Genomic DNA, 15,046 nt, shown 5'->3' with positions numbered 1-15,046 from the left:
GGGGCACCCTCCACAGGCCCTCCGCGGCGTGCCCGTGTGACGTCCACGTGAACCCTCGTGCTCGGACGCGCCAGCGCGCAGCGGGTCTGGCAGAGTCGCCGGGTGGCCACAGACTCCTCGACCGCCGAGCTGGGCGCCGAGCTCACCGACCTCGCGACGGCCTGCGGGGTCGCCACCACCTTCACCGACTGGCGGGGGCGGCCGACGACCGTCCCGGCCTCCACCGTGACGGCCGTCCTGACCGCGATGGGCCTGGACGTCTCCTCGCGCGAGGCGGTCCGCGAGGCCCTGCAGGAAGTCAAGCTGCGCCCCTGGCGCCGCGTCCTGCCGCCCGTCGTCGTGGCCCGTGAGGGCCGTCCGCACCCCGTGCCCGTCCACGTGGCCCACGGCGACCCCGTCGACGTCACGGTCGAGCTCGAGGACGACCAGGGCTGGGCCCCGCTGCGGCAGCTCGACCGCTGGATCGACCCCGTCCTCGTCGACGGCCGCCTCACCGGCCGGGCCACCTTCGAGCTTCCCGACGACCTCCCGCTCGGCTGGCACGTGCTGACGGCGCGCACCCCCGACGGCGTCTCGCAGTGCCCGGTGGTCGTCACCCCCGACGTCCTGGAGCTGCCGCTCGCGCTGCGCACCGGACGCAGCTGGGGCTACCAGACGCAGCTGTACTCGGTGCGCTCGTCGCGCTCGTGGGGCGTGGGGGACCTGGCCGACCTCGCCGAGCTGTCCGCCGTGGCCGCCGACCAGGGCGCCGGCTGGATCCTGGTCAACCCCCTGGCCGCCGCGCAGCCCGTGCCGCCCATGGAGCCCTCGCCGTACCTGCCGACGACGCGGCGCTTCGTCAACCCGCTGTACCTGCGCGTCGAGGACGTCCGCGAGGTCGCCTACCTGTCCCCGGGCGACCGGGCCCACGTCGAGCGGCTCGCCGAGCGCGTCCGACCGGCCGTCCACGACAGCTCCGAGATCGACCGCGACGCGTCCTGGGCCGCCAAGCGGGAGGCGCTCGAGGTCGTCTTCGCCCACGGCCGGACCGCGGCGCGCGAGGCCGCCTTCCGCCGGTACGTCGCCGCGGAGGACCCGGGACTGACCGGCTTCGCGACGTGGTGCGCCCTCGCCGAGCGGTTCGGGCTGCCCGCCGCCGACTGGCCCGCCGAGGCGGCCTCGCCGCAGGCCGCGCACGACAGCGGCCTCGCCGTCGAGCTCGCCGAGCGCGTCGACTTCCACCGCTGGCTGCAGTGGCAGTGCGACGAGCAGCTGCGCACCGCCCAGGACGCCGCGACGGCGCCGGGCACGGGGCCGGGCATCGTCCACGACCTCGCCGTCGGCGTGCACCCCGACGGCGCCGACGTGTGGACCTTGGGCGACGCGCTGGCCCGCGGGGTCACCGTCGGGGCGCCACCGGACGCTTTCAACCAGCAGGGCCAGGACTGGAGCCAGCCCCCGTGGCGGCCCGACCGGCTCGCGGACGTCGCCTACGCGCCCTTCCGCGACATGGTGCGCACGATCCTGCGGCACGCCGGTGGGCTGCGGATCGACCACATCATCGGGCTGTTCCGGCTCTGGTGGATCCCGCAGGACGCCGAGCCGTCGGCCGGGACGTACGTCCGCTACGACCACGACGCGCTCATCGGGATCCTCGCGCTGGAGGCGCAGCGGGCCGGCGCCGTCCTCGTCGGGGAGGACCTCGGCACCGTCGAACCGTGGGTGCGCGACTACCTCGCCGATCGCGGGATCCTCGGCAGCGCCGTCCTGTGGTTCGAGTACGAGGGGGAGAGCCCCAAGGCGCCGGAGGCCTACCGCGAACTGGCTCTGGCCAGCGTCACCGTCCACGACCTGCCGCCGACGGCCGGCTACCTCGCCCAGGAGCACGTCAGCCTGCGCGACCGCCTCGGGCTGCTGACCCGGCCCGTGGCCGAGGAGCGCGCCCAGGACGCCGCCGAGCAGGAACGCATCCTCGGCCTCGTCCGCGACCGCGGCCTCCTGGCGGAGGGCGCCGACGAACAGGCCACGGTCGAGGCCCTGCACCGCTACCTGGCGCTCTCGCCCTCGCTCATGGTCGGCGTCTCCCTCGTCGACGCCGTCGGGGACCGGCGCACCCAGAACCAGCCCGGCACGTCGCAGGAGTACCCGAACTGGCGGATGCCGCTGACGGGGTCGGACGGGAAGGTCGTGCTGCTCGACGACCTCGCGGACGACGTCCGCGCGCAGTCGCTGGCCCGCGCGGTCGACGAGGCCCTGCGCCGCTGACCGACGCCACGGCGTTCCCGGGGTGGTGACCGGCACCACCCCGGGACGTCGGGATCACCGCTGCGCGTCGCGCTCCTGGGCCCGCAGCGCACGGGCCACCCCGTCGCGGTTCTCCAGGACGAGGCGGCGCAGCGCGGGCGGCGCGTCCGGCTCGGCCTCCAGCCACGCGTCGGTGCGTTCGATGAGGGCGTGGTCGGCGAGCTCCAGCGGGTAGAGGCCCGTGACGATCTGCTGGGCCATCTCGTTGGTCCGCTCGGCCCACACCGTGCGCAGCACGGCGAAGTAGGGCTCGACGAAGGGCCGGAGCAGCTCCTCGTCGTGGACCCGCGAGAACCCGGCGATGACCGAGGCCTGGACCGCGTTGGGCAGGTCGCCGCGCTCGACGACGTCGGCCCACGCGCGCTGCTTGGCCTCGGCCGTGGGCACCGCCGCGCGGGCCGCGGCGGCCGAGCGCTGGCCCGTCGCGGTGGCGTCCCGCTCCAGCTCGGCGTCGACGGCCTCCGGGCCCAGGACGCCGCCGGCGACGAGGGCCGTGAGCAGCGCCCAGCGCATGTCGGCGTCGACCTCCAGGCCCTCGATGACCTGCGAGCCGTCGTAGAGGCCCGCGACGACCGCGAGGTGCTCGGGGCTGTGGGCCGAGGAGGCGAAGGCCCGGGCGAACTGCAGCTGGGTGTCGCTGCCGGGGGCGGCGGCGCGCAGCAGCTCCAGGAGCGTGCTCGCCGTGCGGGCGCGCACCTCCTCCCGGTGGGCCGGCGCGGTGTAGAGCTCGACCGTCGTCGTGAGCTGGCGCAGCAGCACGAGCGCGACGGTCGAGTCGGCCCGGGCCGCGTCGCCGGGCAGCAACGTCGTCAGCAGCAGGTCGACGTAGTCGCGGGCGGGGGACTCCCCGTCGCGCGTCATGTCCCACAGCGCCGCCGCGACCAGCGAGCGGGGCAGGGAGTCGCGGAACGCGTCGAGGTGCTGCAGCGCCGTGGCCAGCGAGGCCTCGTCGAGGCGGATCTTGGCGTAGGCGAGGTCGTCGTCGTTGACCAGCAGCAGGTCCGGGCGGCGGCGGCCGACGAGCTGCGGCAGCTCGGTGCTGGCCCCCGCGGCGTCGAGCTCGACGCGGTGGGTGCGCTCGAAGCTGCCGTCGACGAGGTCGTAGCAACCGAGCGCGATGCGGTGCGCGCGCAGGTGCGGGTGCGCCGCGGGCGCCTCCTGCAGCAGGCGGGCCGCCGTGATCGTGCCGTCGGCGTCCGTCTCCACGACCGGGCGCAGGGTCGCCACACCGGCCGTCTCCAGCCACTCGCGCGACCAGGCCGACAGGTCCCGGCCCGACGTGGCCTCCAGCTCGCGCAGCAGGTCGACGAGCTCGGTGTTGCCGAACGCGTGCCGGGCGAAGTACGCCCGCACACCGGCCAGGAACTCCTCCCGGCCCACGTAGGCGACGAGCTGCTTGAGGACGCTCGCGCCCTTGGCGTAGGTGATGCCGTCGAAGTTGACGGCGACGTCCTCGAGGTCGTTGATCTCGGCGACGATCGGGTGCGTCGTCGGCAGCTGGTCCTGCCGGTAGGCCCAGGACTTCTCGAGGGAGTTGAAGGTCGTCCACGACCCCTTCCACTCCGTCGCCTCGGCGGCGGCCAGCGTGGAGGCGAACTCGGCGAAGGACTCGTTGAGCCACAGGTCGTTCCACCAGCGCATGGTCACGAGGTCGCCGAACCACATGTGCGCCAGCTCGTGCAGCACGGTGACGACGCGGCGCTCGACCGTGGCCTGCGGCACCTTGGAGCGGAAGACGTAGCTCTCGACGAACGTCACCGCGCCCGCGTTCTCCATCGCGCCCGCGTTGAACTCCGGCACGAAGACCTGGTCGTACTTCGCGAACGGGTAGGCGCGGTCGAACTCGCGCTCGAAGAACTCGAAACCCTGCTTCGTGGCGCGCACGACGTTGTCGGCGTCGAGGTGCTGCACGAGCGACTTGCGGCAGTAGACCCCCAGCGGGACCGTCCGGCCGTCGGCCGACACGAGGGAGTCCTCCGAGCCCTCGTAGGGGCCGGCGATGACCGCCGTGACGTAGGACGACAGCCGCGGCGTCCGCTCGAACGTCCAGCGCGTGCCCGCCTCGACGGGGTGGCGGTGCTCGACGGGGGAGTTCGAGATGACGCGCCAGTGCGCCGGCGCGGTGACGGTGAAGGTGAACTCGGCCTTGAGGTCGGGCTGCTCGAAGACCGCGTAGACGCGGCGGGAGTCGGCCACCTCGAACTGGGAGTAGAGGTAGACCTCGTCGTCGACCGGGTCGACGAAGCGGTGCAGGCCCTCGCCCGTGTTCATGTAGCGGCAGTCGGCCACGACGAGGAGCTCGTTCTCGGCCGCAAGGTCGTCCAGCTGGATGCGCACGCCGTCGTTCACGGCCGCGACGTCCAGCGCCGTCCCGTTGAGCACGACCTCGTGGACGGCGGCGCTGATGAGGTCGATGAACGTCGACGCGCCCGGCGTGGCCGTGAACCGCGCCGTGGTGGTCGAGCGGAACGTCTCCGGACCCGTCGTCAGGTCCAGGTCCACCTCGTAGTGCTCGACCTGCACCAGGCCGGCCCGCGTCCGGGCCTCCTCGCGCGTCAGGTTCTCGCCAGGCACTGCACGTCCTCTCCTCGAGCCCACCCGGGGCACCGGTCCGGCCCGCCCGCTGCGGCGGCCGGTGTTCGCGGACGACTCTGCCACGGCGCTGCGACACCGACCCCCGCAGCCGGGTGTCGGAGCCGCGGAGCAGGATGGGGCGCATGACCTCGCCGACCACCGACCAGAGCCCCGAGCAGGGCAGCCCGCGCAACGGGGCCCAGGCCGACTTCTGGTTCGACCCGCTGTGCCCCTGGGCCTGGATGACCTCGCGCTGGATGCTCGAGGTCGAGAAGGTCCGCGACATCACCGTCCGCTGGCACGTCATGAGCCTGTCGGTCCTCAACGAGGGCCGGGACCTGCCCGAGGAGTACCGCGAGCTCATGGACAAGGGCTGGGGGCCCGTCCGCGTCGTCACGGCCGCCCGCGTCCTGCACGGCGAGGACGTCGTGCTGCCCCTCTACACGGCGATGGGCACGCGCATCCACCCCGGCGGGAACAAGGACTTCGACGTGGTCGTCCGCGAGGCGCTCGAGGAGGTCGGCCTGCCCGCCGACCTCGCTGCGGCCGCGCACTCCTCCACCTACGACGCCGAGCTGCGCGCCTCGCACACCGAGGGCATCACCAAGGTCGGCGAGGACGTCGGGACGCCCGTCGTGGCCTTCGACGACGTCGCGTTCTTCGGCCCGGTGGTGACGCCCGCTCCCAAGGGCGAGGCCGCGGGCCGGCTGTGGGACGGCTGCCTGCTCGTCGCGGGCGTGCCCGGGTTCTTCGAGCTCAAGCGCACCCGGACCCAGGGGCCCGTCTTCGACTGAGGTCCCCGGGCCGCGCGGTCACACGACGATCCGCTGGGGCAGTCCGCGCTCGTCCTCGTCCCCGCCGAGGACGCGCGCGGTGCCCCCGGGCGCCCACCCCGCCCACCGCAGCGCCGACCAGGCGCACGCGGCCGCGTCGAGGTGGTCGTCGCCCGGTGGGGCGGCGGGTCCGTCCAGCCAGCCGGCGAGCGCCTGCTCCCGTGCGGCGCGGCCTTCGACGGTCTTCTTCGAGGGCAGGACGGTGCCCGTCATCTGCGCGAACGACAGCTCCGGGTGGGTCTCCACGACGAGCCCGCGGGCCGCTGTGTCCTGCGCGAGGGCGTCGTCGACGGCCAGGACCGGGCCGCGCAGACCCCACGTCTGCGCCGACAGACCCTTGCCGCCCAGCAGGTCGCGGCAGCGGGCCCGGGCCGCGGCGTAGTCGGGCCGGCGCAGGACCTCGCGCGGCGGGACGAGGAAGACGCGCGCGTGCGCTCGGCCCAGGGCCTTCTTGGCCAGCAGGTCCACGGGGCGCCAGTCGTCCGCGGGCAGCCCCACCGGGACGTCGAACCCGACGGCGGCGGCGTCGTGGCGCCGCGCGAGGTCGAGGACGGGTCGGGCGTCCTGGCCGACCAGGCTGACCCAGTCGCGCACCTCCGCCCGCTGCGGTCCGCCCTCGACGACGGCGACGGCCCACCCGCCGCGACGCCCGTCCACCCCCAGCACCACGACGCCCACCGCCGCACCCGACCCCACGGCGCGATCGTCGCACCGGGCTGCCAAGCTGGCCCCATGCGCGTCCACATCGGCACCGACCACGCCGGGTTCGAGCTCAAGGAGCACCTCGTCGCCCACCTGCGCGAGCAGGGCCACGACGTCGTCGACCACGGTGCCCCCGTCTACGACGGGCAGGACGACTACCCGCCGTTCGTCCTGCGGGCCGCGCACGCCGTGGCGCAGGAGCCGGGCAGCCTCGGCATCGTCATCGGCGGGTCCGGCAACGGTGAGCAGATCGCCGCGAACGTCGTCCCGGGCGTCCGGTGCGCGCTGGCCTGGTCGGTGGACACGGCGCGGCTGGCGCGCGAGCACAACGACGCGCAGTGCGTGGGCATCGGGGCCCGCATGCACACCCTGGAGGAGGCGACCCTCCTCGCGGACACCTTCCTGTCCACCCCGTTCTCGCAGGACCCCCGCCACGTCCGCCGCATCGCGATGCTCGACGAGTACGCGCGCACGGGCGAGCTCCCGCCCCTGCCCGGCGCCTGACCCGGGGCGGTGCCCGAGGGTCACACCGTCCGGCGCGACGCCCGGCGGCTGGGGGAGCGCTTCGCGGGCTCGCCCGTCGTCGTGAGCAGTCCGCAGGGACGCTTCGAGGACGGCGCGGCCCTGCTCGACGGCCGGACGCTGGTGGCGACGGACGCCCACGGCAAGCACCTGCTCGCCGACTTCGACGACGGGCGCACCCTGCACGTCCACCTCGGCCTCTACGGGAAGTGGACGACCGGCGACGGCGTGCCCGAGGCCCCCCGGGGACAGGTCCGCGTCCGGCTCGAGGGGGAGCGCGGCTGGGCCGACCTGCGCGGTCCGACGGCCTGCGAGGTCCTCGACCCGGCCGGCGTCGACGCGCTGCACGCCCGGCTCGGGGAGGACCCGTTGCGCCCGGACGCCGACCCGACGGTCGCGTGGGCGCGGATCCACCGCAGCCGGTCGAGCACGGCGGGGCTGCTCATGCAGCAGGAGGTCGTCGCCGGCGTGGGGGTCGTCTACCGCGCCGAGGTCCTCTTCCGGGCCGGCGTCAACCCCTACCGGCCCGGCCGCGAGCTCGAGGAGAGCGAGTGGACCGCGCTCTGGGAGGACCTCTCGACCCTGATGGCGGCCGGGGTCCGGGCCGGTCGCATCGTCACCACCCGGCCCGAGCACCGCTCGCGCCGCACAGGGCGGGCGACGCGGGCGGACTCGTTCTACGTCTACCGCCGTCAGGGGCAGCCGTGCCGGGTGTGCGGGACGGAGATCGCCTACGCGCAGCTCGCCCAGCGGAACCTCACGTGGTGTCCCTCCTGCCAACCCTAGAGATCACCTCTTGTGATTGGAGTCATACGCTGAGTCACTCCTAGGATGCGGGCATGCAGCGGCCCGTCCCGCGCCGGGCCCCGTGGTTCGGCCTGAGCCCCGGCCGGCGGGCGGCGGTCCGGCGGCTGCTGGCGCGCCCTCCCCAGCGCTCCACGGCGGGCGTGCTCGTGCTGCTGGTCCTCGTCGTCGGGATCGCCTCCGCCAGGACCGGCGCCGTCCCGCTCACCTCGGTCGTCCCGCTGGTGCTCGTCGGCGCGCTGCTCCTGCGCCTCACACCGATGCTGGTGCTGGCCGCCGCGACCGTCCTGGCGCTCGTCGCCTCGATCCTCCTGCGCGCCGAGCACCGCGGACCAGTGACCCCCAGCCTCGTCGTGGTCATCGTGCTCACGACCCTCATGGCCGTGCAGTTCGCCCGCGGCCGCGAGCAGCTCGGCCTGACGGGCTACCTCGGGGAGGCGATGCTCGTCGACCTGCGCGACCGGCTCCTCGCCCAGGGCCGGCTCCCGCAGCTGCCGCCGGGCTGGCACGCCGAGGGACTGGTCCGTCCCGCCCACGGCGACGCGTTCTCCGGGGACGTGCTGCTGTCGTGCCTGGTGGGGGAGCGGCTCGAGGTCGCGCTCGTCGACGTCTCGGGCAAGGGCCAGGACGCCGGCAGCCGCGGGTTGCTGCTGTCCGGTGCCCTCGGCGGGCTGCTGGGGGCCGTGCCCCCGCACGAGTTCCTGCCCGCGGCCAACCGCTACGTCCTGCGCCAGGGCTGGTTCGAGGGCTTCGCCACCGCTGTGCACGTCGCCGTCGACCTGACCTCGGGGGCGGTCTCGGTGGCCTCGGCCGGCCACCCGCCGGCCGTGCACGCCCACGGCGCCGGCGAGGCCGAGCTGCTCGAGACGACGCCCGGACCACCCCTCGGGCTCGTCCCGTCCGCGGCGTTCCCGGCCGTCGAGGCCACGCTCGCCCCCGGCGATGCGCTGCTCGTCTACTCCGACGGCGTCGTGGAGCAGCGGGACGTCGACCTCGGCGAGGGGATCGGCGCGCTGGTCACCCGGCTGCTGTCCCTGGCGCCGGGCGCCCGGGCCGGTGCCCTGGCCGGTCTCGTCGACGACGTCGCGCCGGGGGAGGCCGACGACCGGACCGCGCTGCTGCTGTGGCGGGACGACGCCTGAGTCAGGCGCCGGGACCGTCGGTCGTCCACGCCTGCGCGACGCGGGCCCCGTGCTCGGCCCCGAGCTGCCCGGCCAGCTCGGCGAGGAGTCGCCGCGCGTCGCGCACGCACACTGCGGGGTCGGGTTCGAGGTCGGTCAGGGCCCGGGCGTCGGCGAAGCCGGCGGCACGCCACCGCTCCTCGGACAGGGTCCGCCGGCCGCTCACCACGACCACGGGAGCCGGGATCCGCGCCGCCGCGACCGCGACCCCGACGGGTGTCTTGCCGCCGAGGGACTGCTCGTCGAAGCTGCCCTCGCCGGTGACGACGAGCGAGGCGCCGGCGGTCCGGTGCTCCCAGCCCGCGAGCTCCAGCACGACCTCCACGCCCGGCCGGCGCCGGGCCCCGAGCAGTCCCAGCGCGAGGAACCCGACGCCACCGGCCGCGCCCGCACCGGGCTGCTCGCGCGCGTCGGTGCCCGTGGCGTCGCCGAGCGCGTCGGCGAAGCGCGTCAGTGCCCGGTCCAGCAGCTCGACGTCCGCCGTGCTCGCCCCCTTCTGGGGTCCGAAGACGGCCGCGGCGCCCCGCGCCCCGAGGAGCGGGTTGTCGACGTCGGCCGCGAGCGTCCACCACGTCCGGCGCACCAGCGGGTCCAGCCCGGACAGGTCGACGCGGTCCAGGTCGAGCAGCGCCGCCCCGCCGTCGGGCAGGTCGCGGCCGTCGGCGTCGAGCAGGCGCCCGCCGAGCGCGGACAGGATCCCGGCGCCGCCGTCGGTGCTCGCGCTGCCGCCCACGGCGAGCACGACGTGCCGGGCCCCGGCGTCCAGCGCGTGGCGCACGAGCTCGCCCGTGCCGCGGGTCGAGGCGGTCAGGGGGGCGCGGACGCCGCCGGGCAGCCGGTCCAGCCCGGAGGCCTGAGCCATCTCAACGATCACCGTGTCCCCGTCGCGGGCGTAGGTCGCCTCCACGGGTTCGCCGGTGGGGCCGGCCACGCGGACGGTCACGGTCCCGAAGCCCGCGGAGCGGACGGCGGCCTCCACGGTGCCTTCCCCGCCGTCGGCGACGGGCAGTTCGGTGGACACCACGCCCCAGCCGGTCGTGTCGAACCCGCGGTCCCGCGCTCCCGCCGACAGGGCGCTGAGGAAGCTCTCGCGGAAGTGCTCGGCGATCGTGTGCGCGACCTCGGTCGCCGTCAGCGACCCCTTGAACTTGTCGGGCGCCACGACCACGTGGAAGGCCGTCTTCTCGGGCAGCGGCATGGCGGCGACCCTACCGACGGGCCCGGAGACGACGCAGCGGCCGCCTCCGGGGGACACGGCCGCTGCGGTGTGGAGCGGGCGACGGGAATCGAACCCGCGTAGCTAGTTTGGAAGACTAGGGCTCTACCATTGAGCTACGCCCGCATGTGAACACGTGCTCGAGACGCCCTGCGGGGCGCCTCGGGGAACAGCGTAGCGGGTCGTGAGCGGTAGCCTGCTGCCTGTGCCGCCCGTGCGGTGGTGCGCGGGGTGTGGCGCAGCTTGGTAGCGCGTCCGCTTTGGGAGCGGAAGGCCCCCGGTTCGAATCCGGGTACCCCGACGGACACGCGTCCGTCCGCAGTGCGGACGGTCGCGCAGTGATGGGCCCCGTCGCGGACGGCTACGCTTTCGCGGTGCGTCGGGGCTGCCCCGGCGTGCCGCACGCCTGACCACGACCTCCGCCGTGCGCGGAGAGACCCCAGGAGACCCCTGCTGTGAAGAGCGACGTCGAGACCCTCAACGCGACCCGGGTGAAGTTCACCGTCGAGGTCGGCTACGACGAGCTGAAGCCCAGTCTCGACAAGGCGTACAAGTCGATCGCGGGTCAGGTGCAGGTGCCGGGCTTCCGCAAGGGCAAGGTCCCCGCGCGCGTCATCGACCAGCGCTTCGGTCGGGCCGTCGTGCTCGAGGAGGCCGTCAACGACGCGCTGCCGAAGTTCTACCAGCAGGCCGTCGAGGCCTCGGACTTCCTGCCCCTGGGCCAGCCCACCGTCGACGTCTCCCAGGCGCCCGACCCCGCCACGGGCGGCGACCTGAAGTTCTCCGTCGAGGTGGACGTCCGCCCGACCCTGGAGCTGCCCGACCTGTCGACCATCGAGGTCACGGTCGACGACCTGCAGGTCCCCGAGGAGGAGGTCGAGACCCGTCTGACCGCCCTGCGCGAGCGCTTCGGCACCCTCACCGGCGTCGACCGCGCCGCCGCGGACGGCGACTTCGTCTCCATCGACCTCCTCGCCGAGATCGACGGCGAGGAGATCGAGAGCGCCAAGGGAATCAGCTACCGCATCGGCCAGGGCAACATGATCGACGGCCTCGACGAGGCGCTCACGGGCGTCGCCGCCGAGGGCACCACGACCTTCACGGCCCCGCTGGCCGGCGGCGACCGCAAGGGCGAGGACGCCAGCATCACCGTCACCGTGCAGTCGGTGAAGGAGCGCGTGCTGCCCGAGGCCGACGACGACTTCGCCCAGCTGGCGAGCGAGTTCGACACCCTTGAGGAGCTCAAGGCCGACCTGCTCCAGCAGGTCGAGCAGTCCAAGAAGTTCGAGCAGGGCCTGCAGGCGCGCGACAAGGTCCTCGAGAAGCTCCTCGAGATCGTCGACGTGCCGGTCCCGGCCTCCCTCGTCGAGGCCGAGATCCACGCCCACCTCGAGCGCGAGAGCCGTCTCGAGGACGCCGAGCACCGCGCCGAGATCACCGAGTCCACCGAGCAGGCCATCCGCAGCCAGCTCCTGCTCGACGCGCTCGCCGAGCGCGAGGAGATCGGTGTCGAGCAGGGCGAGCTGATCGAGTACCTCGTCGGTCAGGCCCAGCAGTACGGGATGGACCCCAACCAGTTCGTGCAGATGGTCGACGGTGCCGGCCAGGTGCCGTCCATGGTCTCCGAGGTCCGCCGCCGCAAGGCGCTCGCGGTCGCCATGGAGAAGGCCACCGTGACGGACGCCTCGGGCAACACCGTCGACCTCGAGGAGCTCGTCGGCGGCGAGGACGAGGACGAGGCGACCGGGGCGTCGGGGGACGAGGCCGTCGAGAGCCCCGCCACCGAGGCCGGCGAGACCGTCGACCCGACCGGTGAGGACGAGCAGGCCGCGGCCGAGCAGGTCGCGTCCTCCGACGCCGCGCAGGAGTCGGACAAGAGCTGATCCCCGTCGCTGTGGGCGCACCGGTGACGGTGCGCCCACAGCGAAAAGGCCCCGGTCCCGACATGGTCGTCGGGACCTGCGCGTTAGGGTCGATCGAGATCGGCGGAGCATCCGCCGGACCCTCCCGGACACGTCCGGGGTGGGTGGTCGACGCCAGGAGAGGGCCAGGGAACAGCGTGAGCGAGATCTTGAGCGCACCGGGACTGGTGACGCCGCAGGCCCGCACGGGTCAGCCGGGCATGGGCCTGGACGACAACGTCTACCAGCGGCTGCTGCAGCAGCGGATCATCTGGCTCGGGACCGAGGTCCGGGACGACATGGCCAACGCCATCTGCGCGCAGCTGCTGCTGCTGGCCGCGGAGGACCCGGACGCGGACATCTTCATGTACATCAACTCGCCCGGCGGCTCGGTGTCCGCGGGCATGTCGATCTACGACACCATGCAGTACATCAAGCCCGACGTGGCGACCATCGCCACCGGCATGGCGGCCTCGATGGGGCAGTTCCTGCTCTGCGCGGGGGCCGCGGGCAAGCGCTCGGCGCTGCCGCACGCGAAGATCATGATGCACCAGCCGCTGGGCGGCCTGGGCGGTTCGGCCTCGGACATCAAGATCCTGGCCGAGCAGATCATCGCCACCAAGAAGCAGATGGCCGAGCTCATCGCGCAGCACTCGGGCCAGACGTTCGAGACCATCACCCGCGACTCCGACCGCGACCGCTGGTTCTCGGCGCAGGAGGCCAAGGAGTACGGCCTCATCGACCACGTCGTGGGCCACACCAGCGAGGTCGAGGGCGGGGGCGGCACCGGTGCCTGAGCTGTTCCGCCCGCCGTTCACCGCCTCGAGGGGAGACCGCCCGATGAACCCGCACAACCCGCAGGCCCGGCTCAACCCGGCCTACGACCAGTCCGCGCGCTACGTGCTCCCGCAGTTCGAGGAGCGCACGTCCTACGGCATGAAGCGGTCGGACCCGTACACCAAGCTCTTCGAGGACCGCATCATCTTCCTCGGCGTGCAGGTGGACGACGCCTCGGCCGACGACATCATCGCCCAGCTCATCGTCCTGGAGTCCCAGGACACCGAGCGCGACATCATCATGTACATCAACTCCCCGGGCGGGTCCTTCACGGCCCTCACGGCGATCTACGACACGATGATGTACATCCGCCCGGACATCCAGACGTACTGCATGGGCCAGGCGGCCTCGGCCGCCGCCGTCCTGCTGGCCGCCGGGGCCCCGGGCAAGCGCTTCGCCCTCCCCAACTCCCGCATCCTCATCCACCAGCCGGCCATGGCCGGCGGCGACTACGGGCAGGCCTCCGACCTGGAGATCCAGGCCAACGAGATCCTGCGGATGCGCTCCTGGCTGGAGAGCACGCTCGCCTTCCACTCGAACCGGACGGCCGACCAGGTCCGCGAGGACATCGAGCGCGACAAGTTCCTCACCGCCAAGGAGGCCGTCGAGTACGGCCTCATCGACGAGGTCCTGGAGAGCCGGAAGGCGTCCGCTCCCTCGCTGTGAGCACGAAGCGTCACTCACCTGCAGCAGCGAGTGACGAGATGGCGAGCTTCCGGGGGGCCGGTCTGGCACCGTGTCCCCCGGGGGCGTCTAATGAGTCGGGCGAGTCGGACCCGGCAGGTAGCGTGGGTCCAACCGGCGGGACGCACGGTCCCGGACGACCGGACCTGAGTGCCGGTCGTCGGGACACCCCGCACGTCGAGGAGAGGATTCGTCGGTGGCACGCATCGGTGACGGTGGCGATCTGCTGAAGTGCTCGTTCTGCGGCAAGAGCCAGAAGCAGGTCAAGAAGCTCATCGCGGGCCCAGGTGTCTACATCTGCGACGAGTGCATCGACCTCTGCAACGAGATCATCGAGGAGGAGCTCGCCGAGGCCAACGACCTGGGCCTGGTGGAGCTGCCGAAGCCGAAGGAGATCTTCGACTTCCTCGACCAGTACGTGATCGGCCAGTCCTCGGCGAAGAAGTCGCTCGCGGTGGCCGTCTACAACCACTACAAGCGCATCCAGGTCGGCGAGGCCGCCGGCAGCGGGAAGGCGCGCGGCGAGGACGCCGTCGAGATCTCCAAGTCCAACATCCTGCTCATCGGCCCGACCGGCTGCGGGAAGACGTACCTGGCCCAGACGCTGGCCAAGATGCTCAACGTGCCCTTCGCGATCGCGGACGCGACGGCCCTGACCGAGGCCGGCTACGTCGGCGAGGACGTCGAGAACATCCTCCTCAAGCTCATCCAGGCCGCCGACTACGACGTCAAGAAGGCCGAGACGGGCATCATCTACATCGACGAGGTCGACAAGATCGCCCGCAAGTCCGAGAACCCGTCGATCACGCGGGACGTCTCGGGCGAGGGCGTCCAGCAGGCCCTGCTGAAGATCCTCGAGGGCACGACGGCGTCGGTGCCCCCGCAGGGCGGGCGCAAGCACCCGCACCAGGAGTTCATCCAGATCGACACGACGAACGTCCTGTTCATCGTGGGCGGGGCCTTCGCGGGCCTGGACCGCATCATCGAGTCCCGCTCCGGCAAGCAGGGCCTGGGCTTCGGCGCCCAGCTGCGTTCCACGACGGAGAAGAAGACCGAGCCGTCCTTCGCGGACGTCATGCCCGAGGACCTCATGAAGTTCGGGCTCATCCCCGAGTTCATCGGCCGTCTCCCGGTCATCACGAGCGTCGAGAACCTCGACCGCGACGCGCTGGTCCAGATCCTCACCCAGCCCCGCAACGCCCTGGCCAAGCAGTACCAGCGGATGTTCGAGCTGGACGGCGTGGAGCTGGAGTTCACCGATGACGCGCTCGAAGCCGTGGCCGACCAGGCCATCCTGCGCGGCACGGGCGCCCGCGGTCTACGCGCGATCATCGAGGAGGTCCTCCTCCCGGTGATGTTCGACGTGCCCAGCCGTGACGACATCGCCCGCGTCGTGGTGACGCGCGAGGTCGTCCTGAAGAACGTCAACCCGACGCTGGTGCCGCGGGAGGCCACCGCCCGCAAGCCGCCGCGCGAGCGCCGCGACAAGTCGGCCTGACCCACCCCGCA

At 73.3% G+C, this 15,046-nt stretch carries 12 protein-coding genes and 2 tRNA genes; 10 read left to right on the top strand and 4 right to left on the bottom strand.

All coding sequences use genetic code 11. From position 1 onward, the window contains the following. Positions 1-102 precede the first annotated feature (102 nt). Positions 103-2,244, top strand: coding sequence for a 4-alpha-glucanotransferase (gene malQ, locus AB1207_RS22670; protein ID WP_367640945.1), 2,142 nt, complete (start codon positions 103-105; stop codon positions 2,242-2,244). A 54-nt stretch (positions 2,245-2,298) separates the two neighbouring features. On the opposite strand, the gene pepN is transcribed toward malQ, so the two are convergent. After that, on the bottom strand, positions 2,299-4,857 hold the full coding sequence (gene pepN, locus AB1207_RS22665; protein ID WP_367640944.1) for an aminopeptidase N: 2,559 nt from the start codon (positions 4,855-4,857) through the stop codon (positions 2,299-2,301). A gap of 143 nt (positions 4,858-5,000) precedes the next feature. On the opposite strand from pepN, the gene AB1207_RS22660 reads away from it, so the two are divergent. After that, on the top strand, positions 5,001-5,651 hold the full coding sequence (locus AB1207_RS22660) for a mycothiol-dependent nitroreductase Rv2466c family protein (protein ID WP_367640943.1): 651 nt from the start codon (positions 5,001-5,003) through the stop codon (positions 5,649-5,651). A gap of 18 nt (positions 5,652-5,669) precedes the next feature. On the opposite strand, the gene AB1207_RS22655 is transcribed toward AB1207_RS22660, so the two are convergent. After that, the gene (locus tag AB1207_RS22655) at positions 5,670-6,386 is read right to left on the bottom strand and encodes a DUF429 domain-containing protein (protein ID WP_367640941.1); all 717 of its coding nucleotides are present in this window, start codon (positions 6,384-6,386) and stop codon (positions 5,670-5,672) included. A gap of 36 nt (positions 6,387-6,422) precedes the next feature. On the opposite strand from AB1207_RS22655, the gene AB1207_RS22650 reads away from it, so the two are divergent. Genes AB1207_RS22650 through AB1207_RS22640 form a run of 3 tightly spaced genes read left to right on the top strand, consistent with a single transcriptional unit; the run spans position 6,423 to position 8,860 of the window. After that, positions 6,423-6,896 (top strand): ribose-5-phosphate isomerase, encoded by a 474-nt coding sequence (locus tag AB1207_RS22650; RefSeq protein WP_367640940.1) that lies wholly within the window; start codon positions 6,423-6,425, stop codon positions 6,894-6,896. Positions 6,897-6,905: 9 nt separating this feature from the next. Further along, positions 6,906-7,700 carry an Fpg/Nei family DNA glycosylase gene (locus tag AB1207_RS22645; RefSeq protein WP_367640939.1) on the top strand — a complete coding sequence of 265 codons (795 nt, stop codon included), beginning with the start codon at positions 6,906-6,908 and terminating at the stop codon, positions 7,698-7,700. Between the two features lie 53 nt (positions 7,701-7,753). Continuing rightward, the gene (locus tag AB1207_RS22640) at positions 7,754-8,860 is read left to right on the top strand and encodes a PP2C family protein-serine/threonine phosphatase (protein WP_367640938.1); all 1,107 of its coding nucleotides are present in this window, start codon (positions 7,754-7,756) and stop codon (positions 8,858-8,860) included. Position 8,861: 1 nt separating this feature from the next. Here AB1207_RS22640 and AB1207_RS22635 read toward each other — a convergent pair whose 3' ends face one another. Both AB1207_RS22635 and AB1207_RS22630 read right to left on the bottom strand, forming a co-directional pair. Further along, on the bottom strand, positions 8,862-10,097 hold the full coding sequence (locus AB1207_RS22635; RefSeq protein WP_367640937.1) for a glycerate kinase: 1,236 nt from the start codon (positions 10,095-10,097) through the stop codon (positions 8,862-8,864). Positions 10,098-10,167: 70 nt separating this feature from the next. Then, positions 10,168-10,241, bottom strand: a tRNA-Gly gene (locus AB1207_RS22630). A gap of 101 nt (positions 10,242-10,342) precedes the next feature. Here AB1207_RS22630 and AB1207_RS22625 point away from each other — a divergent pair. The 5 genes from AB1207_RS22625 (at position 10,343) to clpX (ending at position 15,035) form a co-directional block, all read left to right on the top strand. Continuing rightward, positions 10,343-10,416, top strand: a tRNA-Pro gene (locus tag AB1207_RS22625). Between the two features lie 154 nt (positions 10,417-10,570). Continuing rightward, the gene (gene tig, locus AB1207_RS22620; RefSeq protein ID WP_367640936.1) at positions 10,571-11,998 is read left to right on the top strand and encodes a trigger factor; all 1,428 of its coding nucleotides are present in this window, start codon (positions 10,571-10,573) and stop codon (positions 11,996-11,998) included. Between the two features lie 176 nt (positions 11,999-12,174). After that, on the top strand, positions 12,175-12,813 hold the full coding sequence (locus tag AB1207_RS22615) for a ClpP family protease (RefSeq protein WP_380174518.1): 639 nt from the start codon (positions 12,175-12,177) through the stop codon (positions 12,811-12,813). Positions 12,814-12,856: 43 nt separating this feature from the next. After that, the gene (locus AB1207_RS22610) at positions 12,857-13,519 is read left to right on the top strand and encodes an ATP-dependent Clp protease proteolytic subunit (protein ID WP_367640984.1); all 663 of its coding nucleotides are present in this window, start codon (positions 12,857-12,859) and stop codon (positions 13,517-13,519) included. Positions 13,520-13,733: 214 nt separating this feature from the next. After that, the gene (gene clpX / locus AB1207_RS22605; protein ID WP_367640934.1) at positions 13,734-15,035 is read left to right on the top strand and encodes an ATP-dependent Clp protease ATP-binding subunit ClpX; all 1,302 of its coding nucleotides are present in this window, start codon (positions 13,734-13,736) and stop codon (positions 15,033-15,035) included. Positions 15,036-15,046 lie beyond the last annotated feature (11 nt).

It is taken from the genome of Kineococcus endophyticus, from assembly GCF_040796495.1.
GTDB lineage: Bacteria > Actinomycetota > Actinomycetes > Actinomycetales > Kineococcaceae > Kineococcus > Kineococcus endophyticus.
The sequence above is the reverse complement of the archived record's forward strand: the minus strand, read 5'-3'. Positions and strand labels throughout refer to the sequence as shown.